Origin of the sequence: Blastochloris viridis, from assembly GCF_001402875.1 — a bacterium.
GTDB classification, from domain to species: Bacteria; Pseudomonadota; Alphaproteobacteria; order Rhizobiales; family Xanthobacteraceae; genus Blastochloris; species Blastochloris viridis.
The window spans coordinates 1712517-1737312 of the sequence record NZ_CP012946.1; the positions used below are offsets into that span (position 1 = coordinate 1712517).

Annotated in this window: 21 protein-coding genes; 6 read left to right on the forward strand and 15 right to left on the reverse strand. The window is 67.5% G+C overall.

All coding sequences use genetic code 11. The features are described from left to right. Positions 1 to 60: 60 nt before the first annotated feature. Together BVIR_RS07615 and trmFO are read right to left on the reverse strand one after the other, a co-directional pair. Positions 61 to 1131: an AMP-binding enzyme gene (locus BVIR_RS07615; protein WP_055037153.1), complete on the reverse strand. Its 1071-nt coding sequence runs from the start codon at positions 1129 to 1131 to the stop codon at positions 61 to 63. 2 nt (positions 1132 to 1133) lie between these two features. Beyond that, a complete protein-coding gene (gene trmFO / locus BVIR_RS07620) occupies positions 1134 to 2555 on the reverse strand; it encodes a methylenetetrahydrofolate--tRNA-(uracil(54)-C(5))-methyltransferase (FADH(2)-oxidizing) TrmFO (protein WP_055037154.1) in 1422 nt (473 codons plus the stop codon). 98 nt (positions 2556 to 2653) lie between these two features. Here trmFO and BVIR_RS07625 point away from each other — a divergent pair, with 98 nt between their 5' ends. Beyond that, on the forward strand, positions 2654 to 3268 hold the full coding sequence (locus BVIR_RS07625) for a hypothetical protein (RefSeq protein WP_145912034.1): 615 nt from the start codon (positions 2654 to 2656) through the stop codon (positions 3266 to 3268). Here BVIR_RS07625 and BVIR_RS07630 read toward each other — a convergent pair. Further along, positions 3222 to 4106 carry a patatin-like phospholipase family protein gene (locus BVIR_RS07630; protein ID WP_055037156.1) on the reverse strand — a complete coding sequence of 295 codons (885 nt, stop codon included), beginning with the start codon at positions 4104 to 4106 and terminating at the stop codon, positions 3222 to 3224. The genes BVIR_RS07625 and BVIR_RS07630 overlap by 47 nt on opposite strands. 279 nt (positions 4107 to 4385) lie before the next feature. On the opposite strand from BVIR_RS07630, the gene BVIR_RS07635 reads away from it, so the two are divergent. Both BVIR_RS07635 and BVIR_RS07640 read left to right on the forward strand, forming a co-directional pair. Then, positions 4386 to 4640 (forward strand): hypothetical protein, encoded by a 255-nt coding sequence (locus BVIR_RS07635; protein ID WP_055037157.1) that lies wholly within the window; start codon positions 4386 to 4388, stop codon positions 4638 to 4640. 264 nt (positions 4641 to 4904) lie between these two features. Next, the gene (locus BVIR_RS07640; protein ID WP_236823735.1) at positions 4905 to 5639 is read left to right on the forward strand and encodes a fumarylacetoacetate hydrolase family protein; all 735 of its coding nucleotides are present in this window, start codon (positions 4905 to 4907) and stop codon (positions 5637 to 5639) included. A gap of 97 nt (positions 5640 to 5736) precedes the next feature. Here BVIR_RS07640 and BVIR_RS07645 read toward each other — a convergent pair whose 3' ends face one another. From BVIR_RS07645 to BVIR_RS07700, 12 genes are all read right to left on the reverse strand, one after another. Continuing rightward, complete coding sequence (locus BVIR_RS07645) at positions 5737 to 6516, reverse strand: NUDIX hydrolase (RefSeq protein WP_169788592.1); 780 nt, start codon at positions 6514 to 6516, stop codon at positions 5737 to 5739. Beyond that, positions 6513 to 8702 carry a ribonuclease R gene (gene rnr, locus BVIR_RS07650; protein ID WP_236823748.1) on the reverse strand — a complete coding sequence of 730 codons (2190 nt, stop codon included), beginning with the start codon at positions 8700 to 8702 and terminating at the stop codon, positions 6513 to 6515. The genes BVIR_RS07645 and rnr overlap by 4 nt, the downstream gene beginning before the upstream one ends. A 576-nt stretch (positions 8703 to 9278) precedes the next feature. Beyond that, a complete protein-coding gene (locus BVIR_RS07655) occupies positions 9279 to 10661 on the reverse strand; it encodes a nitrogenase component 1 (RefSeq protein WP_055037159.1) in 1383 nt (460 codons plus the stop codon). An 11-nt stretch (positions 10662 to 10672) separates the two neighbouring features. Beyond that, complete coding sequence (locus tag BVIR_RS07660) at positions 10673 to 12196, reverse strand: nitrogenase component 1 (RefSeq protein WP_055038750.1); 1524 nt, start codon at positions 12194 to 12196, stop codon at positions 10673 to 10675. 67 nt (positions 12197 to 12263) lie between these two features. After that, positions 12264 to 13139, reverse strand: coding sequence for a nitrogenase iron protein (nifH, locus tag BVIR_RS07665; protein ID WP_055037160.1), 876 nt, complete (start codon positions 13137 to 13139; stop codon positions 12264 to 12266). Between the two features lie 34 nt (positions 13140 to 13173). Continuing rightward, entirely contained in the window at positions 13174 to 14115 is a 942-nt protein-coding gene (locus BVIR_RS07670) for a radical SAM protein (RefSeq protein ID WP_082416827.1), read from the reverse strand. Beyond that, positions 14112 to 14495 (reverse strand): NifB/NifX family molybdenum-iron cluster-binding protein, encoded by a 384-nt coding sequence (locus BVIR_RS07675; RefSeq protein ID WP_236823736.1) that lies wholly within the window; start codon positions 14493 to 14495, stop codon positions 14112 to 14114. Before BVIR_RS07675 ends, BVIR_RS07670 begins: the two co-directional genes overlap by 4 nt. A 338-nt stretch (positions 14496 to 14833) precedes the next feature. Continuing rightward, positions 14834 to 16219, reverse strand: coding sequence for a nitrogenase component 1 (locus tag BVIR_RS07680; RefSeq protein ID WP_055037162.1), 1386 nt, complete (start codon positions 16217 to 16219; stop codon positions 14834 to 14836). Between the two features lie 11 nt (positions 16220 to 16230). Next, on the reverse strand, positions 16231 to 17751 hold the full coding sequence (locus BVIR_RS07685) for a nitrogenase component 1 (protein ID WP_055037163.1): 1521 nt from the start codon (positions 17749 to 17751) through the stop codon (positions 16231 to 16233). A gap of 6 nt (positions 17752 to 17757) precedes the next feature. After that, the gene (locus BVIR_RS07690) at positions 17758 to 19053 is read right to left on the reverse strand and encodes an O-acetylhomoserine aminocarboxypropyltransferase/cysteine synthase family protein (protein WP_055037164.1); all 1296 of its coding nucleotides are present in this window, start codon (positions 19051 to 19053) and stop codon (positions 17758 to 17760) included. Between the two features lie 39 nt (positions 19054 to 19092). Continuing rightward, on the reverse strand, positions 19093 to 19830 hold the full coding sequence (locus tag BVIR_RS07695) for a MetQ/NlpA family ABC transporter substrate-binding protein (RefSeq protein WP_335338145.1): 738 nt from the start codon (positions 19828 to 19830) through the stop codon (positions 19093 to 19095). Positions 19831 to 19896: 66 nt separating this feature from the next. Next, positions 19897 to 21330: an FAD-binding oxidoreductase gene (locus BVIR_RS07700; protein WP_055037166.1), complete on the reverse strand. Its 1434-nt coding sequence runs from the start codon at positions 21328 to 21330 to the stop codon at positions 19897 to 19899. Between the two features lie 589 nt (positions 21331 to 21919). Here BVIR_RS07700 and BVIR_RS07705 point away from each other — a divergent pair. From BVIR_RS07705 to BVIR_RS07715, 3 genes are read left to right on the forward strand one after another with little or no spacing between them, the layout of a single operon-like run. Further along, the gene (locus BVIR_RS07705) at positions 21920 to 22927 is read left to right on the forward strand and encodes an ABC transporter substrate-binding protein (protein WP_082416829.1); all 1008 of its coding nucleotides are present in this window, start codon (positions 21920 to 21922) and stop codon (positions 22925 to 22927) included. Positions 22928 to 22938: 11 nt separating this feature from the next. Next, the gene (locus tag BVIR_RS07710) at positions 22939 to 23952 is read left to right on the forward strand and encodes an ABC transporter permease (RefSeq protein WP_055037168.1); all 1014 of its coding nucleotides are present in this window, start codon (positions 22939 to 22941) and stop codon (positions 23950 to 23952) included. Next, on the forward strand, positions 23946 to 24740 hold the full coding sequence (locus BVIR_RS07715; protein WP_055037169.1) for an ABC transporter ATP-binding protein: 795 nt from the start codon (positions 23946 to 23948) through the stop codon (positions 24738 to 24740). Before BVIR_RS07710 ends, BVIR_RS07715 begins: the two co-directional genes overlap by 7 nt. Positions 24741 to 24796 lie beyond the last annotated feature (56 nt).

Below are 24796 nucleotides of genomic sequence, written 5' to 3' on the forward strand. Positions count from 1 at the left end.
CTGAGAGACCGTTTGGAAATCGGCTCCCGCGCGGCCCCGTCGGAGTTTCCAAACGGTCTCTTAGGTCCGGTCGGCGAGATTGAGCCGGCTGGCGACGACGTTGGCGGCGGCGGCGCGCGCCGCCTCGGTCTCGGCCAGGGTGGCAACGAGGTCGATCTGGTTCAACGCGACGAGGCGCAGCACCTCCTCGTGCAGGCTGCCGTCGCGGTGGCGCGGCAGCTGCTCGCACACCTGCAGAAGCTCTGGCGCATGCTCGGCCCCGAGCTCGTCGGCGATGAAGCGGCGCGCCTCATCCGGCTGTAGGCCGGAGGCTTCGACAAAGGCGTAGAGGCCGGAGCCGCGGCGCGGAAACGGGAAGGCTGCCACGAAGGCGTCGCCGACCTGCGGGTGCTGCTTCAGTCGCGCCACGATCTTCGGCGCGTCGATGGCGAGGCGCTTGCCGCCGCCCTCGCGGTCCTCATAGCGCAGGATGCCGCGGGTGAAGGCGTTGTAGACCTTCTTGCCGGTCTTGAGCCACAGCCGCGCCGGGAGCGATTTGCGCTTCAGCATGCGCCGCTCGGCCGAGGTCAGCGCGTCGGGACAATAGCGGCGCTTGTGCTTGAGCAGGTGGCGCAGATCCTCATGCGCCAGCAGCCGGAACAGCTTCGAGCGCCGGGAAAACACCGCGGCGAGCTGGAAGTCGGTGAGAATGGCTTCGCCATTCGGCCCGACCAGCCAATTCTGTTCCTTGGCAAGGTCGTTGTGGGCGATGCCGGTGCGGTGGATGGCGTGCAGCACCCGCCGGGCGTTGCGGAACCAGGCCGGGTCGGTCGGCTTGGCGAGGTGAAGCGGCAGGCCGTCGATCCACGAGCGCACCAGGAAGCCCGGCCCCTGGTCGACTAGCTCGGGGCCGGCATTGAGGCCGGTGGCGGCGGCGAGCGCTTTGGCCTCGCGCCTGGCAAAATGGTTTGCGATCGGCTTCACCCACCACGCCACCTCGCCGAACAGCCGCCGCACCGCCGGTCGGCGGCCGCCGTCGACGCTGATGAAGGTGCCGCGCTCGATGGTGGAGAACGTGTCGGACTTGAGCACCATCTCCGGCTCGAAGCGGCCGCGGGCCGTCGCGGAGGGGCCGAGGGTCTTGTCGCGCATGGTCACTCCGCCGCGGCCTTGAGGGCGCCGGCGCGCCAGCCGTCGAAATCCGCCAGGGCGCGGGCACACAGCGCGCGCTTCCTGGCAAGGGCCTTGGCCGGGCCGCGCAGCCGCTCGCCGTCCGGACCGCGGGTCGGCGCCGCCAGCGGCGGAAACAGCCCGAAATTGACGTTCATCGGCTGGAACGAGCGCGGGCCGGCGTCGATGGTCTCGATATGGCCGCCGGTGATGTGGTTGAGCAGCGCGCCGTGGGCGGTGGTCGGCGGCGGCAGCAGCGGCTGTTCGCCGGCCCGCTCGGCGGCGGCAAACCGCCCGGCGAGGCCGCCGATCGCCGCGCTCTCGACATAGCCCTCGCAGCCGGTGATCTGGCCGGCGAACCGCAGCCGCGGTGCAGCTTTCAGGCGCAGAGTCGCATCGAGCAGCTTGGGCGAGTTGAGGAAGGTGTTGCGGTGAATGCCACCGAGCCGGGCAAATTCGGCGTTGGCGAGGCCCGGAATGGTGCGGAACAGCCGAATTTGCTCGGCGTGCCTCAGCTTGGTCTGGAATCCGACCATGTTGTAGAGCGTGCCGAGCTTATTGTCCTGGCGCAGCTGGACGATGGCGTAGGCCTTGACCGTCGGGTTGTGCGGGTTGGTGAGGCCGAACGGCTTCATCGGGCCATGGCGCAGCGTCTCGCGGCCGCGCTCGGCCATCACCTCGATCGGCAGGCAGCCGTCGAAATATGGCGTCGCGGTTTCCCAGTCCTTGAACTCGGTCTTGTCGCCGGCCAGCAGGCCGTCGATGAACGCGGCGTACTGGTCGCGGTCGAGCGGGCAGTTGATGTAGTCGGCGCCCGAGCCGCCGGGGCCGGCCTTGTCGTAGCGCGACTGGAACCAGGCGACTCTCAGGTCGATCGAGTCGCGATGGACGATCGGGGCGATGGCATCGAAGAAGGCGAGGTCGGCCTCGCCGGTGATCTCGCGGATCGCTTCGGCCAGCGCTGGCGAGGTGAGGGGGCCGGTGGCGAGGATCGCGCTGTCCCAATCGGCCGGTGGCGCACCGAGTTCCTCGCGGCGAATATCGATCAACGGGTGCGCGTCCAGCGCCCCGGTGACCGCTGCGGAAAAACCCTCGCGATCAACCGCCAGCGCACCGCCGGCCGGCACCTGGTGGGCGTCGGCGCACGCCATGATCAGCGAGCCCAGCCGGCGCATCTCAGCGTGGAGAACGCCGATGGCGCTGGTCTCTGCGTCGTCGGAGCGGAACGAGTTGGAGCACACCAGCTCGGCCAGCCCGTCGCTGCGGTGGGCCTCGGTGGTGCGGAGCGGACGCATTTCGTGCAGCACCACCGGCACGCCGGCCTGCGCCGCCTGCCAGGCCGCCTCGGAACCGGCGAGGCCACCGCCGACGATGTGGATCGGGGTCGCGTGGGAGGGGTCGATCATGGGCGGTTTATGGGTGGCCGGGGGGCTGCGGTCAATCTCGCTGACGCGCCGCGGCCAAGCCTGTGGAGTCGGAGCTGCAAACCGCGTTAGGATGCCGGATGCGGTGGCGTGAAGCAGTGGTTGTGGTCCTTTGTCTCGGCGGCACCGACCCGGCGATGGCGGGGCGCGATGACGCGGTGAGTTATCTGGCGACCAAGGAGATTCCGCCGCCACGGCCCGACCGGGTGACCGTTTGCCACGATTTCGGCTGCACCGCCCGCACCGCGGTCACGCTTCACCCCGGCGACCTCGGCGAGGTTCGGCGGCTGCTGCAGGGCGCCAGGACCGCGGAAGCCGAGCGGGCCGCCGTTGCCCGGGCGGTCGCGTTGCTGGAACGGAAGGTGGCGCCGGTGGCCGGCACCGCCGCCGACCGCGGCGGGCTTGACCCGTTGCGACCTGAGCGGGGCCAGCTCGATTGCATCGACGAGACCACCAACACCACCCAGTATCTGGTGCTGCTCGCGGACCTCGGCCTTCTGAAGTTCCACCAACCGGAAGGGCCGGCGGCGCGCGGCTTCCTTATCGACCTTCGCTACCCGCACCAGACCGCGGTGATGGTGGAGCGCGCGACCGGCCGGCCATGGGCGGTCGATTCGTGGCCGCACCCCAATGGCGTGCCGCCGGACGTCATGCCCCTGGATCGATGGCGGAGCGCCGAGCGCCGCTGGCGCTGATCTGCCGCCGCCACGCCGCGGCGAAGGCGGCGCCGTCCCTGCGGCCGAGCTCGAAAGCGGCGCGGATGCCGGCAGGGTCGGTGATGTCGAATTGCTTGACCGGAATCGGCTCGGACGGCTGCACGTAGGTGCGGCCCGGAACGTGTGGAATCGAGCGGTAGCAGCGGGTGAGCAGCACCAGCGTGCGCCCACCGGCCTGCTCGACCGGCACCAGCGGCTCGACCGGCACGTTGTCGACGAAGCCACCGTCGAGCGCAATCCGTCCGCCGATGGTGAGGATCGGCATGATCGGCGGCACGGTGGCGCTGGCCATGATGGCGTCGACCAGCTCGGTTCGGCTCCGCATCGCACGCACCGGCACGAACTCCGGCTCGAAGCCGAGCATCCGACCAAACCGCGGGTGGACCGGATGGAACAGCCGCTTTTCGAGCTGATAGCCGGTGAGAGCGACCCATGGCGCGGCCTGGGCCGGCAGCCAGCGCGGCGGCCGGGAGATGGCGATGCGCAGGTCCACGATCAGCTTCAGCCGGGCGAACTCGGCATCGCCGAGCGTCATCGACACCAGCTCGTGGAACAGCGGCGCGACCGGGAACAGACTTTTCGGCGTCGTCCTGCCGCGCCAGTCGAAATTGGTGCGGTGGGGGCCGCAGGCGCCGATCACGGTGGGGCGCACCTGATCGTAAAGGTCGAGCAGGGAATAGGCCGCCTGCCAAGCGCCGGCGCTGGCGCCGACCACCAGTTTCGGGGCAAAATCGAGCACGCTGGCAGCGGCATCCCAGAAGCCACCCTGCCAGTAGCAGCGATTGCCGCCGCCGGCGAAGGCGATGGCATCGAACATCCCCGACCCCTCCCAGACCTGATCTTCAGCCGGCAAACCTTGCCAGAGCCGTGCCGCCCGGTCACCTGACCGCGCGGCATAGCCGCTCCGGGAAAACGACCGGGACTCGCCAACGCCACCGATGGCGAAGGAACCCGCACGACGGCCTGAAGGTTAGGTTACGTCCGGTTATCGCCCCAAGGAATGGCCGGACGGTCGCCGGAAATGCCAACTTTTCAGAGCATTCGGCGAGTTATTTCCTGGTTCACTTCAAGGGAGACCACCGTGGCCGAGCGCAGGATGTCCGAAGCCGAACGCACCAAGGCCGAACGCGACACCGTACCCGAAACTGAGCAGGAACTGGTCGACGCCGCATCCGAACTGTCGTTTCCGGCCAGCGACCCACCGGCCTACATGGGCGGGGCGGCGGTGGCCGGCGGCCCGCCGCCACCCGAGGCGCCCCGCGAGCCGGCGAGTGACACCCTGGCGGCGCAGGACCGCGCGCGCGGCCGGACCGCTCGGAAGGTGGTTAAGCGGGTGGCAGGCGGCAGATAGCGCCGGGTAGAGGCCGAAATCGCATCCGGGATCATGATGTGATGTCGCGGTGGAAGTGATCGGCACCGTCACTGCTCCAACGCGCCTTTGGGCCGTCCTCGCCGGTGTGCGCTCGATCCGCTCATCGCGGGCCGGCGGCCACTGGGAGAGGACGCCGCGCTGCGGATGGGGTAGACATTGCAGTCGAAAACCGGCCTCGGCCGCAATCTGTGCGCATCCCCGACCGCCTTTCCCCGATTTAATCGATGAACGTCGGCAACGGTCGTGGATAATCCTTCGCCCGCTGCGAGTTCCAATATGACGGTCAAGACGCTGTTCGATGTCGCTCCGACGCTGATTCCGGTGATCGGCGAAGACTCGGCTTTTCCGGTGCGACGCATCTATTGCATTGGCCGCAATTACGCTGCACATGCCCGCGAGATGGGGGGCGACCCCAGCCGTGAGCCGCCGTTTTTCTTTCAAAAGCCGCGCGATTCCATCCAGGTGGTACGGCCGGGCGCGGTGGTCGACCACCCGATGCCGCCACTCACCAAGAACTATCACCACGAGGTCGAGTTGGTGGTGGCGCTGGGCTCGGGCGGGCGCGACATCGCGCCGGCTGATGCGCTTGGCCACGTCTTTGGCTACGCCGTCGGCCTCGATATGACGCGACGCGACCTTCAGAACGCGATGCGCGAGGCCAAGCGGCCGTGGGACGTCGGCAAGGGCTTCGACAACGCGGCGCCGGTCGGCCCGATCCAGCCGGTGGCGCAGGTCGGCCACCCCGCCCGCGGTGCGATCTCGGCCGCAGTCAATGGCACGGTGCGCCAAAACGCCGACCTCGCCGACATGATCTGGAGTGTCGCCGAACAGATCGCCAACCTGTCGCAGGCATTCGAACTCAAGGCCGGCGACCTGATCTTCTCCGGCACGCCGGACAATGTCGGTGCAGTCGGGCGCGGCGACGTCCTCACCGCCCATGTCGACGGCCTGCCGGACCTGACGATCCGGATCGTTTGAGCTTCTGGCGACGACACTGGGCAGGCGGTCGCTCGAGGCCCGTGATGTGTCGCAGCAGGGAAGTCGTCGCCACCGCGCCGCCGCAAGCCGGCGACGCTCACGGCAGCACGCTGCGACCGAATATTTTGCTTTGCATCCGGTAAAACGGCACCGGCAGCGTATCCGGAAAGCCGGCGGTGACCTGATCGTTCAGTTCTTCAAGGATGATGCGGGTGATCATCGGCATCTTGAGGCTCGGGGCCTCGCCGAGCGGGACCCAGGCCAGTTCGACGAGTTCGGCATCGGGCCCGATCACGCCATCGACGCGGTCGATCACCGCGGTCGCATCGGCGGCGAAGAAGCGGGTGTCGAACCGCTTCGAACGGCCCGGCGGCGTGATCGCCCGCGCTACGAACCGCAGCGGCGCCAGTGTCGGCAGCAGCGCGCGTTCGGCAAATGCCGTCCAGGCCGGGGCGTCGCCCGGCGTCGGCACGGTGAGCCCCTCCGCCTTCACCGCGACGAATAGCCCGGTCTCCTCGAACATCTCGCGAATCGCCGCCAGCGCCAACGCCCGAACGCGGGCCGGGCTTGGCCGCACCACTTGATCGGCCAGCCGACGGCTGCAGACCTCGCCCAGCCCGCCGTGGGCGGCCATGCGGCGGTCGGCGGCGTCGACCGAGCCGCCGGGAAAGACGAACACCCCCGGCATGAAGCTGTGGCCGACGTGACGTCGGCCGAGCAGCACCTTCGGGGTCGGGCCGGTGCGGTCGAGCAGAATCAGTGTCGCGGCATCGCGCGGCCGGCGATAGGGGGTCGGCTTCATCAGCCGCAGCGCTTCGCTGGTGAGGCGCGTGCTGCGGTCGGACAGGATCGTTTCGGACAGGCTCGTTTCGGTCATTTTTGGCTCCGGCCCGGTCGGCGCGCCACTTTACCGGTCAGGCGGCGGATTGCACGTTTCCCGGAACGACCGGTCGGGGTCTCGAACCGGCCTTCCGACAACAGTTCGAACCGCAATGCGCCGGCCACTGGTGCAGCCTCAACCAATTTAACCGTTACCGTATCCCCCAGCCGATGGGTCTCGCCGGTACGCTCGCCCACCAGCGCCATGCGCTGCTCGTCGAACCGGAAATAGTCGGCCCCCAAGGTCGCAACCGGCACGAAGCCGTCGGCGCCGGTCTCGCTCAGCCGCACGAACAGTCCGGCGCGGGTCATGCCGGCGATGCGGCCGCCGAAGGTGGCGCCGACGCGGTCGGCGAGGTGGTGGGCGATCAGCCGGTCGACCGTGTCGCGCTCGGCCGCCATTGCGCGGCGCTCGGTGGCAGAGATTTCCGCGGCGATTTCTGCCAAGTCTTCGGCGCCGACGCTGTCCGCCAGTGCGCCGTCGCCGAGCTTGAGCGCCCGGATCAGGGCGCGATGGACCAGAAGGTCGGCATAACGGCGGATTGGCGAGGTGAAATGCGCGTAGCGGCGCAGGTTGAGGCCGAAATGGCCGTAATTCTCGACCGCGTACTCGGCCTGGGCCTGGCTGCGCAGAACAACCTCATTGACGAGTTGCGCCGTGTCGCTGCCCGCCACCTTGGCGAGGATGGTGTTGAACCCGGACGGTCGCTGCACCGGCGCCTTCGGCAGCGCGATTCCGAGCGTTCCGAGGAAGGTGCGCAGCGATTCCAGCTTCTCAAGCGCCGGCTGGTCGTGGACGCGATAGACCAGCGGCGTCTTGTGGCGCTCCAGTGTCTCCGCCGCGGCGACGTTGGCGAGGATCATGAACTCCTCGATCAGCCGGTGGGCGTCGAGCCGCTCCGGCACGATCACCCGGTTGACCGAGCCGTCGGGTTTCAGCAGGACCTTGCGCTCGGGCAGATCGAGATCGAGCGGGCCGCGCGCGTCGCGCGCCCGTTTCAGCGCGGCGTAGGCCGCCCAAAGCGGCTGCAGCACCGGTTCGAGCAGCGGCGCGGTGACCTCATCGGGGCGGCCGTCGATGGCGGCCTGCGCCTGCGGGTAGGCGAGCTTGGCGGCCGAGCGCATCATGATGCGATGGAAGCTATGCTTCAGCTTCTTGCCGTCGGCCGAGATGATCATCCGTGCCGCCATCGCCGGCCGGTCGACCAGTGGGCGGAGCGAGCACAGATCGTTCGAAATACGCTCGGGCAGCATCGGGACCACCCGGTCGGGGAAATAGACCGAATTGCCGCGGAGTCTCGCCTCGCGGTCGAGCGCCGAGCCCGGCCGGATGTAGCGGGCGACATCGGCGATGGCGACGGTGAGGACGAAGCCACCGCGGTTGTCGGGATCAAGGTCCGCCTCGGCGTGGACAGCGTCGTCGTGGTCCTTGGCATCGGCCGGGTCGATGGTGACCAGCGGCAGCGTGCGCCAGTCCTCGTAGGACTCCAGCGGCGCCGGGCGCGCGGCCTCCGCCTCCTGAAGCACCGCCGGCGGGAACACGTGCGGGATGCCATGCGCGAGGAGGGCGATCAGCGAGATGGCGCGCTCGGACGCAACCGAGCCCAGCTTCTCCCGCACCCGCGCGGTGCTGAGGCCGAAGCGACCCTGGCGAACGAGGTCGGCGGAGACCAGGTCGCCGTCCTCGGCGTCGCCTTCGGCGCCGGGCGGCACGCTGAGCTCGCGGCCGATGTTCTTTTTTTCGATCGGGACCAGCCGTCCGCCGCCGCCGGGCAGGCGGCGGTAGAGGCCGAGAATGCGGGCCTTCGACCTGTCGAGGACTTTCAGGACCCGGCCGGCATGGCGGACGTGGCCGTCCTCGGTGCTCTCCTCGGTCTTGAGCAACACGCGGTCGCCGACGCCGGGAGCGGGCAGGGCGGCGCGGCGTTGGCGCGGCACCTGCACGCGGATCTTGGGCGGCGCGCCGTGCTCGGCCTCGTCCCACTCCACCGGTTGGGCGATGAGGTCACCCTCGCGGTCGCGGCTGGTGATGTCGGCCACCACCACCGCTGGCAGCGTACCCGGAATGTGCAGGCGCTTCTTGCGACGGGCGACCACGCCGTCGTCGGCGAGTTCGCGCATCAGGTCTTTCAGCGGGCCGCGCGCGGCGCTGCCAAGGCCGAAGGCGCGCATGATGTCGCGCATGGCGGCACCGGGATGGCTGCTCAGGAACGCGAGCAGGTCTCGCTTCGAGGGCAATGCGGGGAGAACGTTGGGAGATCTGGGCAAGGATGACTCTGTGCAGTAGCGTAAGTATGCGCCGAACCCAACAATACGGTGAAACCGGCGGGATGTCGCGGATGCTCCTTGTATCTGCATTTTGCGGAAGCTGTGCGATGCAGGCGACGCTGGGCCGGGTCGGGTGGCCTCCCCAATTGGCCGGTGGCAACGCCCGCTATACCGACGGCCCCGGATGCTGACGCATGGAGCCGTCGAAACTCGCAGATTTTCGTCCGTTAAATCAATGATTTCACGAAAATTGCGATCGGAACCAACGGCCGGCTGCCGCGGCCATTGGCACTATTCCTCCGGGCTCTATCGTGGTCGAGTAGCTCGGCCATTCGGCTTCGCCCTCACAGATCCGGGCATGCGGCGTTCCCGCTCCCGGCTCTTTCGGGAAGTCACCCGCATGAGGCCCTCCGTAGCGTCCGGGGATGAGTGATGCACGCGGGTGGCAGGGGCAGCGGTCACTGAACGGGCATCAGATGCCGGGGGCATATGCTACGCGCTGCGGCTGACCACGGTGGTGTAGATGCGCTCGAGCAGTGCGAGCGCGCCACGATAGCCGACATAGCTGCGCGACAGCACCACCTCGTAGGAGGCCGGAAAGCCGACCTCGACCAGCGTGCCCTTGAGCTCCTTGACAAGATCGCGCTCCCAGGTCGTCCCGAAGATGATCGGCGGCTTCTGGCCAAAATCGGTCGAGCGAATCTTGTCGTGGATGACGAAGCTGTCCTCGTCGAATTCCACCTCGACCGAGACGTCGTGGTCGATGGCGCGGAACTGGGCGCGGATCGCCTCGCGGTGCTCATCCGGCGGATCTTCGGTAACGATCTGGCGCGCCGGAATGAGCCCGAGTTGGGTGACCAGGAACTTGGTCAGGGCGAGGTTGTAGGCGCTGTCGCCGATCACCGCGAATTTGGCCGGCAGACCCCACCAGTACTCCGAATAGAAGTCGGTGAAACCGTCGATGTAATTGTAGTAGCGTGCCTCCTCGCGGGCGATGAAATCCTCGACCGGCGCGGAGGGCAGGCCGGCGAACGCCGCGACCTCGCGCAGGAACGCGGTGCTTTGGCGGGCGCCGATCGGCACCACCGGGATGTGTAGCCAGGGCTGGCCGTAGCGTTTCTCCAGCAGCTTGGCGGTGGACAGTCCGAGCCACGGCGACAGCACCAGATTGAACGCAGCGCGAGGGATGTCGCGCCATTCCGAAATGCCCGCCGAGTCCGGCCCGAACAGCACGTTGACCTTGAGCCCGATGCCCTCGAGCAGGCGCTTGATCTCCTCAAGGTCGCCGCGCCAGAACGTGTTCTGGTACGGCAGCAGTGACCACAGATTGACCAGCCCCGCCTTGCGCTCGCCGGCATCGGGGCCGAGGTGCTGCTCGATGATCGCCTGCACCACCGCTTCGTGACCGGTGAAGTTGTTGCCGCGGAAGCCGCCGGTCTCGGCGTAAACAATCGGCACGCCGCGCTTCTGGAAATCGCGCACCACCGAGCCGACGTCATCGCCGACGAGGTCGGGAATGCAGCCGGTGAGCACGACGAACAGGTCGCCGTCGAGTACCGTGAGAGTGGATTCGATCAGCTCGCGCAGCCGGTCGGCGCCGCCGAAGATCACCTCACGCTGCGAGGCGTTGGTGCTCGGCGTCACCGGGCCGCCGCCCCAGCCGGTGCCCTGGAAGCCGTTGTAGAACGCGACGTTCATGTACGCCTTGTCGGTGCAGCCCGGGCCGCAATGGGTGATCGGCACCACTCGCGGAATCGCTGCCGCGCTCTGCAGCGCGCCGATGGCGCAAATGTAGCGCACCAGTTCAATCGGGCCGGACGAGTCAGGCTCCGGCGCGAGATCGGCCGAGCGTTGCTTCAAAGCGAGGATGGCCATGGGGTGGTCCTTCAGACGGTGGCGAGGCGCGCAAGCGCGAACGGATCGGGCTCGGCCAGCCAGGACGCCTTGTAGGGAAGGCGGACGCGGCCAGCGATGTCCTGGTGAAACTTGCGATGCTGCAACACCGCCAGGATCGACTCGCCGAGATTGACCATGCCCTGGTAGCCGAGCGCGTGGTGCTCGTCGCCGAGCGGAATGGCCGGGATGCCGAGCCGGGCGGCGAGCGGCGCCAGCCCGTTGTGACGAATGATGATGAAGTCGGGCTTCACCCGCTGGAGCAGATTGTAGAACTGGTATTGCTGGCGGTTGCCGACCGTGAAGTGCTTGACGTCGCCATAGGTCTCCACCAGATGGCCGAGCGAGTCCTGGCGCGGATCCTCGGAGTCGTAGACCGGGTCGTGGTGGAAGACGAGCGAGCCGTCGACCTCGACGTCGAGTTCGCGCAGCACGCCGACCATGCCGTGCGCATAGGCCGAGCCGGTGGCGACGTAGCCCTTGAGGCCCTTCAACTTGGGCCGTAGCGCGGCCAGCAGCGGCTTCACGCGGGCGTGCTCGCGGGCGATATAGTCTTCCGCCAGCGCCTCGCGGCCGGTGACGCGGGCAAGCTCGCGCAGCCACGCGTCGGTGCCGGCGAAGCCATAAGGCTGCGGCGCCTTCACTTGCGGCACGCCATAATCCTGCTCCAGCGCTGCGGCCAGATAGGTCCCCAGCGTGTAGCAGAAGCTCACCGTCGCTGCCGCTTCCGACATCTGCGCCAGTTCTTCCACCGTCGCCATGTCCACGACGTAATTCACCCTGAGGCCCAGCTCCTTGAGCATGGGCGTGAACACGTCGGTGCCCCACAGATTGATGACGTTGATCAGGTCGTCCTGCTTGCGGGTAGGGTTGCGCCGCACGATCTGGCGCAAAATGCCGTGCTGAGTGGCATCGAAACCGGTGCTCCAGTGCTTGGACTTGAAGCCCTCGCAGTGCAGTGGGATCACCGGCACGCCGAGGTCCGCCTCGCAGGCCCGTGCGACGCTCTCGACGTCGTCGCCGATGATGCCGCTGGCGCACGAGGTGGCGATGAAGATCGCATTCGGCCTGTGGCGGTCGAACGCGGCGCGGATGGCGCGGTCGAGCTTTTCGGCGCCGCCATAGACCATGTCGCGCTCGCGCAGGTTGGTCGAGACAAAGCGGATGTTTTGCACCGGCAGGCCCCGCATCGCCAGGCCATTGCGGTAGATCGAGTTGTAGATCACTTGACCGGCGCCGCAGCCGATCGGCGAATGCTGCACCAGCACGGCATCGCGCACGTTGCCAGCCTGGCATTCCACCATCTGCTCGCTGCACACCGAGCCCTGGGTGAACGGGCCTTGCAGCTCGCACACCCGGCGGGCCTTGGCGCCGCGACTGGACCCGCAGGACGCACAGTCGCCGCGCGAGAACGCCGATTCCTCGGCCAGCGACGACGCGGCGCCGTCCCAGCCGATGATGGTGCCGAGCCGCTGTTCGCGCGTTTCGACGCTCGAGGTCTTGAGATTGATGGCCATCGCATATCCTTGGAAGGTGCAGCAGCGGCGGATGCCGCGCGGTGCGGCATCCGGATTCGTCAGGCGGTCAGGCAACCTCGCGCTGTCGCTCGGATTCGGCCCGCTCGGCGGCAACCAGATGGTCAGCCCAGCGCGCCGACCACTCGCGCAGCTCCTGCTGGTTGAGCGGAGTCGGCACCTTCGACTCGGTGTGATCGGCGATGCGGCGGGCGAGTTCGCGATACACTTCGGCCTGCGCGGAGTTCGGCGCGGCCTCGATCGTGGTGCGCCCGGACAGCTCGGCCTGCGTCACCGTCAGCGAACGCGGCACGTATTGCACGATCGGTGTCGCGGTGCGGGCGGCGAAATCGTCGATGATCTCGCGTTGGAAGTCGGTATTGATCGAGTTGGCAATGATGCCGCCGAGCAATGCTCCGCCGGCGCTGGAAAAGCGCTCGATGCCACGGAACAGGTTGTTGGCGGCGTAGATCGCCATGAAGTCGGACGACGAAACGGTGAAGACGTGCTCGGCGATGCCCTCGCGCACTGGCACAGCGAAGCCGCCGCACACCACGTCGCCCAATACGTCGTAGATCACGACGTCGAGGTCGAGCTCCTCGAACACCCGCTGCTGCTTGAGAAGCTCCACCGCAGTGATGATGCCGCGTCCGGCGCAGCCGACGCCTGGTTGCGGTCCGCCGGCCTCGACGCAATAGATGCCGCCGAAGCCCTGGAAGATCGCCTCGTAGGCATCGACCCGGCGCCGCTCGGCGAGCAGCTCAAGTACGGAAGGGATGTATTCGCCGCCACGCAGGGTGTTGGTGGAATCGGCCTTGGGGTCGCAGCCGAACTGCATCACCTTCAAGCCGGATTCGGCCAGTGCCGCGCTGATGTTGGAGGTGGTGGTCGATTTGCCGATCCCGCCTTTGCCGTAGATCGCGATTTGCTTGAGCTGCTTTGACATTCCGGCCTCTCCTGCGTTGGGGTCCATGCACGGCTCAGCCGTGCGAAAACGTCGGTTCGGCGACCAGCCGGTCGCCGTAGAGCTGTTCGGTGTAGTCGCTGACACCCGGGATACCGCAGGCGTCGGCGCGGCAGCGCTGGCAGTGAGTGAACACCTTGAGGTGCTGCGCCGCGTCAGTGCGCGCGCGATGGCGCATCACCATGCCGGGCGCCGGCAGATGAGCGAAGTCGTGTTGTGGGATCAGCGCAATGACGTTGATCAGCCGGGCGCCGGCCGCGGCAACCTGGGCGGCGACGTCGCCGATGTGGTGGTCGTTGACGCCCGGGATCAGCACGGTGTTGACCTTCACCGTGAGGCCGCGTTCGGCGGCGCCCTTGATGCCTTCGAGCTGGTTGGCGATCAGTCGCTCGGCGGCCTCGATGCCGTTCAGGCGGCGGCGCTGCCAGGCGATCTTCGGCGTGATCTGGGCCTGAATTGCCGGATCGACCGCATTCACCGTCACCGTCAGCGTGGCAACGCCGACGTCGGCGATGGCGTCGAGGTGAGCGGGCAACATCAGGCCATTGGTCGACAGGCACAAGATAAGGTGCGGCCAGCGCCGACGCACAAGGGCGAAGGTGTCGAGCGCGTGCGTGCTCGCCAACGGGTCACCCGGGCCGGCGATGCCGACCACTGCGAGGGTCGAGCACAGCTCAAGCGCGCGCGCGACGATGTCCGTGGCCTCGTCCGGCGTCAGCAGCCGCGTGGCCACGCCCGGGCGCTGGTCTCTTCGGTTGAAATCGCGCTTGCAGAACGCACAGGCGATGTTGCAGCCGGGGCTGACCGGCAGGTGCAGCCGCGCGCTGCGGGCGTGGCCCTCGGCGGTGGTCGAAAAGCAGGGATGGCGCCCCTCCAGCGCCGGAAAGGCGGGCGTGGCGGAGGCCGGGCGCATCGCCTGGGCCGGGCACATCGTCGAGGGAGGGGAAGACGAGGTCATGCCGGCACGCCCGCCTGGTCGGCGAGAAAGGCCGAAATCTCGCGCAGCGCGACCTTGACCGGCTCGTCCGCCTCGAAGGCGAGGATGCCGAGCGCGGTGAGGCGGGTGAGCGCGCATTCACCGATGCGGGCGACGACCACGGCGCGGCAATCGCTCACGGTTTCGACAGAGCGATCCATCAGCGCCGTCGCGTCCGCTCGCGGGCCGGCGCCGCACGCTGGAAGATTGCGGCGCGTCTCGATCAGTCGCGGCGCGCCGCTGCCGAGATCCCAGATCTGAAATTGGGTGGCGAAGCCAAAATGCTCCGTGACGAATACGCCGTCGCCGGTTCCGATTGCGACTTTCATATCTTCATCCCAATGGCTGCTGCGGTCGCCCAATCGCCAAAAGCGCATCGGTCGCGAGCGGGCCTGACGCCGGTGACACACCGCGCACGGCGCGGTCGTCTGATCCTGGAATCATTGTACGAGGCGCGGTCGAGGAATGGCTTTCAAACTCACGCCTGGATTGCGAACACCATTCTCATGGAAGGCCGCGTGGCACACATCTGCTGCTACGCGCGTCAGGTCGAGAGATGGGCGGCGCAATGACGATGTGGTGGCAGCACGTGCCGCGATGCCGAGCCCAAGCGCGGCAAATGCAAAAAAGGCCGGGCCAACGTTCGGCCCGGCCTTCCGATTGAGCGTGAACGCGCCAGGTGGCGCTGCGAGGTGGCGGCTCAGGCCAGGGTGTTGGCACGCACCACCGTGGTATAGGTCCGCTCGATCAGCGCCAGCGCGCCGCGATAGCCGACATAGCTGCGCGACAGCACCACCTCGTCGGTGCAGGGATAGCCGATCTCGACCAGCGGCGCGTTCAGCTGCTGCGCCAGCGCGTTCTCCCATGTCGAGCCGAACACGATCGGCAGCTCGCCGTCGGTGCGCCGCTCAAGCACGTATTGGCGTGCCAGATGGCCGTCTTCGATGAACGCGACCTCGGCGCCGTCGGTAAGCGCGGTGTAGTTGGCGCGGATGTCGTCGCGAACTTCCGGTGGCGGATTCTCGGTGATTACCATCGGGCCGGGGTTGAGGCCGAGCTGCTCGACCAGGAAGGCGGCAACCGCGAGATTGTAGGCACTTTCGGAGACCACGATTGCCTGCGAGGGCAGTTGGTATTGGCTGGTGCAGCCGGCGTAGAAGGAGGTGAAATCCCGCAGATAGAGGTAATGCTCCTTTTCCTCCGCGGCGATGAACGCCTGCACTCGCTGCCGGTCGAGCGCCGCGAATTCCGCAATTCGGCGAAGGAACGCACTCGTCGCCGTTGCGCCGATCGGAATGGTCGGAACGTGCAAATAGGGCTGGCGGTAGACCTGTTCGAGGTGGCGGGCAGTGGCGAGACCGAGCCAGGGCGACAGCACGAGGTTAAAGGCCGCCTGCGGAATGGCGCGCCACTCCGGCACCCCCGCCGAGGCCGGGCCGAACAGGATGTTGACCTTGAGGCCGATGCCTTCGAGGATGCGGCGGATCTCCGTGAGGTCGCCACGCCAGAACGGGTTCTGATAGGGCAGCAGCGACCACACATTGACAAGCTCGGCATCACGCGGCCCATCGTACGCGCCGACGAACTGGTCGACGATGGCGCGGATCACGGTCTCGTGGCCGGTGAAATTGTTGCCGCGATAGCCGCTGGTCTCGGCCAGCACGATCGGCACACCGCGCCGGCGATAGCGGCCGACGACGCTCTCGACGTCGTCGCCGACCAGGCCGGGAATGCAGCCGGACTGCACCACGTAGAGATCGGCCTCCATCACCTTCAGCGTTGCCGCGATCAGTTCGTCGAGCCGGTCGGCGCCGCCGAAGATCACCTCGCGATTGCCGAGATTGGTGCTCGGAACGTGGAATTCGCCGCCCTGGTAGCCGTTGATGCCGGACAGCGCGTGAAACTGCTTGGTGGCACAGCCGGGGCCGCAATGGGTGATCGGAACGGCATTCGGAATGGCGATTACGCTCGCCAGCGCGCCGAGGCTGCAGCCGTAGCGCACCTGCTCAATGGCGCCGGGCGAAGCACAGAACGCCGCACCAGTGGGGACGTCGCGCGGCGCGGCAGCCGTATTCAGAACTTGCATGGATCGTTCGCTCACGCCGGTTCGAGGATCGGGGCGTAGGGCTCGGTTTGTTCGAGCCACCACGGCTGATAAGGAAAGTGCGAATGGCTGGCGACGTCCTGGTAAAACCGCCGGCGCGGCAGCACGCGCAGGATGGCACGGCCGATGGTGATCAACCCGTCGTAGCCGATCCCGTCATTGGAATAGAAGATCGGCAGCACCGGAATGCCCAGTCGCGCCGCCAGCACCGCCGTGGTGCCGGAATGGCGGCAGACCACGAAATCCGGCTTCGAGCGCTTCAGCGCGGCGTGGGCCTGGAAGTGCTGGTCGGGGCTGACGGTGAAGTTGGGCACGTCGCCCCAGGTGTCGACCAGATGCATCAGCGAATCCTGGCGCGGGTCGCCACTGTCGGTCGAAGGGTCGTGGTGGAACGAGAACGCGCCGTCGACCTCGACGCCGAGGTCGCGCAGATCGGCGATCAGCCCGTGGGCGAACGCTGCGCCGGCGGCAACAAAGCCCTTCTTGCCCTTGAGCGCGCGGCGCAGCCGCTCCAGCTCGGGATTGATGCGGGCACGCTCGCGCGCGATCAGCTCCTCGACCCTGTCCTCGCGTCCGGTGATGCGGGCGATGTCGCGCAGCCACCCGTCGGTGGCGTCGAGGCCATAGGGCAGCGGCGCCTTCACCTCCGGGATACCGAACTCCTGCTCGAGCCCGGTTGCGAGGTAGGACAGCACGAAGCACATCGTCACCGTGGCCGAGGCTTCCGACATCGCAGCGAGACGTTCCAGCGTCGAGCCGCCCATCACCAGATTGACCTTGAGCCCGAGCGGCCCGAGCAGCGGCGAGAACACGTCCGACCCGCCAAGGTGGATGACGTTGATGAGGTCAGGCTGCCTCGCCGGCGCGGTCGGCACCAGCCGGCGCAGGATGCCGTGCTCGATCACGTCCCATCCGCTCGACCAGTGCTTCGACTTGAAGCCCTCGCAGTGCAGCGTGACGACCGGAATTCCGATCTCGGCCTCGACGCGCCGCGCGGCGCCGTCGACGTCGTCGCCAATGATGCCGGTGGCGCACGAGGTGGCGACGAAGATCACCCGCGGTTTATGGCGCTCGAACGCGGCGCGGATGGTTTGCTCCAGCCGCTCGACGCCGCCGAACACCATGTCCTGCTCGCCGAGATTGGTGCAGATCGACTTGGGATCCTCCAGCTCCCAGCCGCGCCGTGCCGCGAGGTCGCGATAGTAGCGGCAGGTGAAGGACTGGCTGGCGGCGCAGCCGATCGGGGCGTGCTGCACCACCACCGAGCGTTGGATGATGGTGGCGTTGGTGACGGCGATGTGCTCGGCGCACATCGATGCCTGCGAATAGGGCGTCGAGCTCTCGCACAGCCGGCGGCCGCCCTGTCCGCGCGCGTCGGGATTGCACCCCTTGGCGCAGCCATAGGTGAAGGCGGAATCGCGGGCGAGCTGGCGGGCCGAGCCTTCCCACTGGGTGATGGTGCCGAGCCGCTGCTCGCGAGTTTCGACCGCCGGGGTCTTAAGATTGATCGGCATGTTGCCTCACGCGTGCTCCAGTGCCTGGGAAATGTCGGTGATGATGTCCTCAATGTTCTCAATGCCGACCGACAGCCGCACGTAGCCGGGAGTGACGCCGCTGGCGAGCTGCTCCTCCGGCGACAGCTGGGCGTGGGTGGTCGACGCCGGGTGGATGGCGAGGCTGTGCGTGTCGCCGATATTGGCGACGTGGAAGAACAGCTTCAGTGCGTCGATAAAGCGCCGGCCGGCGTCGGTGCCGCCCTTGAGCTCGAATCCGACCAGGCCGCCAAAGCCGCCCTTCAGGTAAGCATCGGCTCTTCGGCGAGCTTCGCCGTTCTGCACGCCGGGGAAGATCACGGCCGTGACCTTGGGATGCCCGGACAGGAATTTGGCGACGGCGACCGCATTCTCGCTGTGCTGGCGGATGCGCAGCGGTAGCGTCTCCAGCCCCTGGATCAGCTGAAAGGCGTTTTGCGGTGCGATCGCCGGCCCGAGATCGCGCAACAGGCCGGCGCGCACCGCGAAGATGTAGGCGATCGGGCCGTAGGGCCGGGCGATGTCGGTCCAGATTCGGCCGTGATAGGAGGGGTCCGGATCGGTGATCAGCCGGTGACGGTCGGCGAACTGCTCCCATGGGAATTGGCCGGAGTCGATGATGGCGCCGCCGATGGTGGTGCCGTGGCCGCCGATATACTTGGTGGCGGAATGAACGACGATGGCAGCGCCATGGTCGATCGGCCGCGCCAACAGCGGGGCGGAGGTGTTGTCGATGATCAAGGGCACGCCAAGGCTGCGCCCGATGTCGGCAACCTCGCGGATCGGAAATACGTTGAGCTTGGGGTTCGGCAGCGTTTCGCCGAAATAGAGGCGGGTCTTGTCATCGGTTGCCCGGCGGAAGTTCTCGGGGTCGGCTGGATCGACGAAGCGTGCTTCGATGCCGAACTGCTTCAGGCGGTTGGCGAAGAAATTCCAGGTCCCGCCATAGAGGTCGGTCGACGTGACGATGTTATCGCCGGCCTGGACCAGAGTGAGCACCGACAGCGCCGCCGCCGCCTGGCCCGAGGCCAGCGCCAAAGCAGCGGCGCCGCCTTCGATCGCCGCCAGCCGTTCCTCCAGCACGTGCTGGGTCGGGTTGCCGACGCGCGAATAGATGAAGCCGATCTCCTCGAAATTGACCAGACGGTCGGCACGTTCGGTGCTCCTGAGGTCGAACGACGTGCTCTGATAGATCGGAACCTGGGTGGCGCCGTTGGTGGGATCGGCGCGGAACGAGCCGCCGTGCAGCGCCAGCGTTTCAACGTTGCGGATTGCGACAGTCATGTTCTTCCCCTCTGATCGGTATGTTGGATGTGCGCGGTCTCACCACCCCGCCAGGATGTCGCCCTTGAAGGTGCCAATGATGAACGTCTTGACCTCATCCGAGCGGAAGCTCTCCACCAACGTCTTGACCCACGGCTGCTCGACGTTGCGGCGGGCGACGCCGATCAGGCAGAAGTAATCGGATAGCTCGTTCTCGCGCAGCAGCGCGTCCTTGCGTGGGTCGAGCCCGGCGCGGATGGCGTAGTTTGTGTTGATCACCCCGAGGTCGACATCGGCCAGCACACGCGGAATCTGCGCCGCTTCCAGCTCGGTGATTCGGAAGCCGTTCGGGTTGTCGATGATGTCGAACACGGTCGCCTCGAAGCCAGTGCCGGGCTTGAGCCGCAACAGGCCGCTGCCCTCCAGAAGCTTGAGCGCTCTACCGGAATTGGTGGGGTCGTTGGGAATGGCGATCTCGCCGCCGCGCGGCAGGCCGGCGACGGTGGCGTGGCGCTTCGAATAGGCGGTGATCGGCATCAGCACGGTGCGCGCGACCGAGACGACATCGAGGTGCCGGTCGCGGTTCTGCCGGTCGAGGTACGGCGTGTGCTGAAAGGCGTTGGCGTCGATCTCGCCGCTGTCGGTGGCGGGGTTGATCATCGTTCCGTCGGAGAACTCGACGATCTTGATGTCGAGTCCCCTGGATTTCGCCACCGGCACCACGGCTTCGAGAATCTGGGCATGCGGCCCGGACGTGGCGCCAACCCGGATGGTCTCGGCCACGGCTGGCGTGGACACGGCGAAACTGATGGCGGCGACAGACAATCGGTGGAACAGACGGCGCATGATCGAACGTCTCATCGGTCAGAAGGAGCTAGCCAATTGGTCGGGCCAAGCCAGCGTGGTGGGCTCGGGCAGAACCTTGCCGGGATTGAGCAGGCCGAGTGGATCGAGCGTGAACTTCAACGCCTGCATCACCGCCACCGCCTCGCTGCCGTGTTCGCGCTCGAGCCACCGGCGTTTTCCGAGGCCGACGCCGTGCTCGCCGGTGGCGGTGCCGCCAGCGGCGAGGGCGCGCGCGACGATGCGATCGCCCAGCCGCGCTGCCTCGGCCTCCTCGGCCGGGTCGTTTGGGTGATAGACGAACAGGCAGTGGAAATTGCCGTCGCCGACGTGGCCGAACATGTAGGCCGGCACCGGCGAGGCCGCGACGTCGGCGCGGGTTTCCGCCACCAGATCGGCGAGGCTGGACACCGGCACGCAGACGTCCGAGGGTCGCGACACCGCTCCCAGACGCTCGGCTTTCAGCCACGATGGCGCCAGTCGCCGCGCGTCCCATAGCGCACGCGCGGCGGCGTCCTCGCGCAGCCAGCGCAGGTTGGTACCGCCATTCTCGGCGATGATCTCGGAGACGGTGTTCGACAACACCGCGACTTCCGCCGCGTCGCCGTGGAACTCGAAGAACAGGGTTGGCAGTGGATCGAGCTCGAGGCTGCTGCGCCGGCCAATCACCGCGACGGTGGCCTCGTCGAGCAGCTCGACCCGGCCGATGGCGATGCCGGCGCGCTTGATGTCGACCACTGCCGCCACCGCGCCATAGAGCGTCATGAAGCCGGCGGTGGCGGACACCGCGTCGGGAATGGGGTGAAGGCGCAGCGTCACCTCGGTGACGATACCGAGCGTGCCCTCCGAGCCGACGAACAGCCGTGTCAGGTCGTAGCCGGCGGATGACTTGCGGGCGAGCCCGCCGGTGCGGATCACCCGGCCGTCGACAAGCACTACGGTGAGGCCGAGCACATTCTCGCGCATCACGCCGAAGCGAACCGCGTTGGTGCCGCTGGCGCCGGTCGCCACCATGCCGCCGATCGAGGCGTCGGCGCCGGGATCGACCGGGAAGAACAGGCCGGTGTCGCGCAGATGGTGATTGAGCGCCTGCCGCCGCACTCCGGCCTGGACCCGTGCAATCATGTCATCGGCACGGATCTCCAGGATGGCGTCGAGACGCGAGGTGTCGAGCGAGATGCCGCCGAACACTGGGATGGCGGCGCCTTCGAGCCCCGATCCAGCTCCGAACGGCACGATCGGAACCTGAAAGGCGGAGGCGATGCGGGCGATCTCGGCGACCTCGTGGGTGGCTTCGGGAAACACCACGATGTCGGGCTTGCGGGCGGCATGGGAGCTTTCGTCGCGGGCGTGGTGGTCGCGCACCGCGTCCGAGGTTACCGCGCGCTCGCCTAAGCGCGCCTGAAGCGCCGCGACCGCGGCGCCAATCTCGGCATGGGGGAACGGCCGGTTCATGGCGCAATGATCCCGTTGGCCATCGGTGACGGTGGGGCTCCGGCCGCGCGCGGATGCCGCGCGACAGCCGGCGATCTGCCGGTGATTTCGGAAACGGATGTCACGGTCTTCATGCTGCGATGGTTCGCCGGCGCACGTTAGGCGGAGCTTGCATCATCACGTCGTCAGGCTACGGCCGCGGGGCTGTGTACGCAACGAATTGCGGTAGCTTGAACGTCCAATCTTGCGGCCGATCGTGATAGCGGATTTTGAGATGACGGCGCTCCGCACATTATTTTTTCTGTGGCGGAGCAAACGACGTTGCGCCGGATAATTTCACGATCGCGCAGGCGACCCGCATCGGGATTCGGAAGATTAGGCGAACGAGCTGCGCGGATGCCGTCATGCTGCGTTCGCCTGTCTCCGATCGGTGCGCGCCGGAACAGCAGGCTCATCTGCCCAAACGGGTGAGGGCGGGCATTTCTGCTCCTGCGTACGGCAACAAGAGAAGCCGATTTTGCGAGGAGGCCGCTACTATCCAGTCTCAAGATCGTCGCCAACAGGGACCGCACGCAGCAAACCAAGGTCACGCGGTTTCGAGGAGTCCGTCATGAGCGCATCCGTCACGTCGCTTTCACGTCGCCAGTTGCTGATCGGAGGCGCCGGCACGCTCCTAGCGGCCCCATTCATTGCCAACGGCGTTGCCCGCGCAGAAGGCGAGGCCAAGCCGTTCCGCATCGCTTGGAACACCGGCGCGGTGTGCTCAGCGCCGGTCGGCTACGCCATCGAGAAGGGCATCTTCGCGAAGCATGGCCTTGCCGCCGAGACGCTCACCTTCGCCGGCTCGACTGAGCAGCTGCTCGAAGCGCTCGCCACCGGCAAGGCCGAGGGCGCGGTGGGCATGGCGCTGCGCTGGTTCAAGCCACTCGAACAGGGCTTCGACGTCAAGCTGATTGCCGGCACCCACGGCGGCTGCCTGCGCCTGTTGGGCTGGAAGCCGGCGGGAATCGAGAAGCTGGAGGATTTGAAGGGCAAGGTGGTGGCAGTCGCCGACCAGTCCAGCCCGGCCAAGAGCTTCATCTCGCTGCGTCTTGCCTTGATCGGCATCGATCCGGCCAGGGAGGTCGACTGGCGCGTCTATCCCGGCAATCTGCTCGGGCTGGCGGTGGAGAAGGGCGAGGCGCAGGCGTTGGCGCACTGGGATCCCGACACCCACTTCTATCTCAAGGACGAGCGGTACGTTCAGATCGCCACCAATCTCGACGGCGAATACGCAAACCGCACCTGCTGCATCTTCGCGGTGCCAGGCAAGCTGTACCGCGAGGACAAGACAACGGTACGCGCCGCTGCGACGGCGATCCTGGAAGCCTCGGCTGCAACGGCGAAGGATCCGCGGGGCACCGCCGAGGTCTTCTACAACGCCTATAAGCCCAAGAGTGGCGTTGAGGATTTGACGGCGATGGTGGCCTACCACACCCACAGCCACAACCCGGTGGGCGAGGCGCTGAAGCAAGAGATCGTGCTCTATGCGGACGAGCTGAAGAAGGTGCAGGTGCTGAAGCCCTCGACCGACTCCCGCAAGTTCGCCGAGCGAGTCTTTGGCGACGTTTTCAGCTGACGGACCTCGATATGACAAGCATCGTCGACGATCGCAGCGATAGCGCTTTCGTGCTGGAGAGCCGGGAGACGGTCGCGCCGTGCGGCATTCGCTGGACGGCTGTGCTGGCGCCGCCAGCGTGGCTGGCCGCGGCCGCGGTGACGGCATGGTGGCCGCAGCCACAGGACTGGCCGCGCACCACGGAGCTGGTCGCGGTGGCGCTCGCTGTCGCGGTGGTGGTGCTGGTGACGGCGGTGTTTGGCCATCGGCTCGGCAAGTTCGGCCGGGCCGCGCGGCGAGGCGAGGCGTGGATGATCGCGCTGGCGGTGATCTTCACCGCCTGGGAGCTGGTGACGGCGAAATTGGCGTGGTTGCCGGTGCCGTTCTTCATGCCGCCGCAGGCAATCCTCGAAGTCTATCTCGATGAGGGCGCGATGCTGGCGGAGTGCGTGGCCTATTCCGCGCTGCTGCTGGTCAAGGGCGTGGCGATCGGCGGCGTTGCCGGCTTCGTGTTCGGCCTCGCACTCGGCTGGTCGCCGGTGGCCTCCTATTGGGGCCATCCCATCCTGCGCTTCGTCGGCCCGATCCCGGCGACGGCGTGGCTGCCGTTCGCGTTCTTCGCCTTTCCGTCGAGCGCCAGCGCCGGCGTGTTCCTGATCGCGCTCGCCACTGGCGTGCCGGTGGCTGTGCTGACCTGGTCGGGGGTGGCGACGGTGTCGAGCGCCTACTACGACATCGCGCGCACCCTTGGCGCCAACCAGCGCTTCCTGGTGCTGAAGGTGGCGATTCCGGCGGCGATGCCGCACGTGTTCGTCGGCCTGTTCATGGGGCTCGGCGGTGCATTTGCGGTGCTGGTGGTGGCCGAGATGATGGGCGTCAAGGCCGGGCTCGGCTGGTACCTGCAATGGGCGCAGGGCTGGGGCGCCTATGGCAACATGTATGCGGCGCTGGTGGTGCTGGCGATCCTGTGCTCGGGCGCGGTGACGCTGCTGTTCCGCGTCCGCGACCATCTCCTCGCCTGGCAGAAGGGGCTCCTCAGATGGTAGTGACCGCGTCGCTGCAGCGCGAACAGTCGGTGGACGCCGGGATGGCACTGGCGATCCGCGGCGTCGACCACGCCTTCGACCTCGACGGCGAGATCCTGCCGGTGCTGCAGGACATCACGCTCGACGTCGAGCCCGGCAGCTTCGTGGCGCTGCTCGGTCCCTCCGGTTGCGGGAAGTCGACGCTGCTGCGACTGGTCGCCGGGCTCGACCGTCCGCGGCGCGGCGCCATTCTCGCCGATGGCGTGGAGATCGCCGGCCCCGATCCGTCGCGGGTGGTGGTGTTCCAGGACCCCACGCTCTTTCCGTGGCGCACGGTCGAAAAGAACGTCCAGCTCGGGCTGGAGGCGCGCGGGCTGTTGAAGAGCCACCGTGACCGCGTCACAGCGGCGCTCAGGCTGGTGGGGCTCGACCGCTTCGCCTCCGCCTATCCGCACCAGCTCTCCGGCGGCATGGCCCAGCGTGCGGCGCTGGCACGCGCGCTGGTCAATGATCCGCGGTTGTTCATTCTGGATGAGCCGCTCGGCAAGCTCGACCAGCTCACGCGCATGGCGATGCAAAGCGAGATCGTGTCGCTGTGGCAGAATTCCGGCTTCACCGCGCTCCTGGTCACCCACGACGTCGAGGAGGCGCTGCTGATGGCCGGGCGGGTGGTGGTGATGACCGACCGGCCGGCGCGCATTGCCGCAGTGCTGGAGGTCGACAAGCCCTATCCGCGCCATCGCAACGACCCGGATCTGATCGCGTTGCGCCAGCGCGCGCTCGAGCTGCTCGGCCTCGGCTCGGCATGAGCGCGCGGGCTGTGGCGCGGGCGGCGCGGCGCGGTGCGGGATGGGTGCTTGCTGCA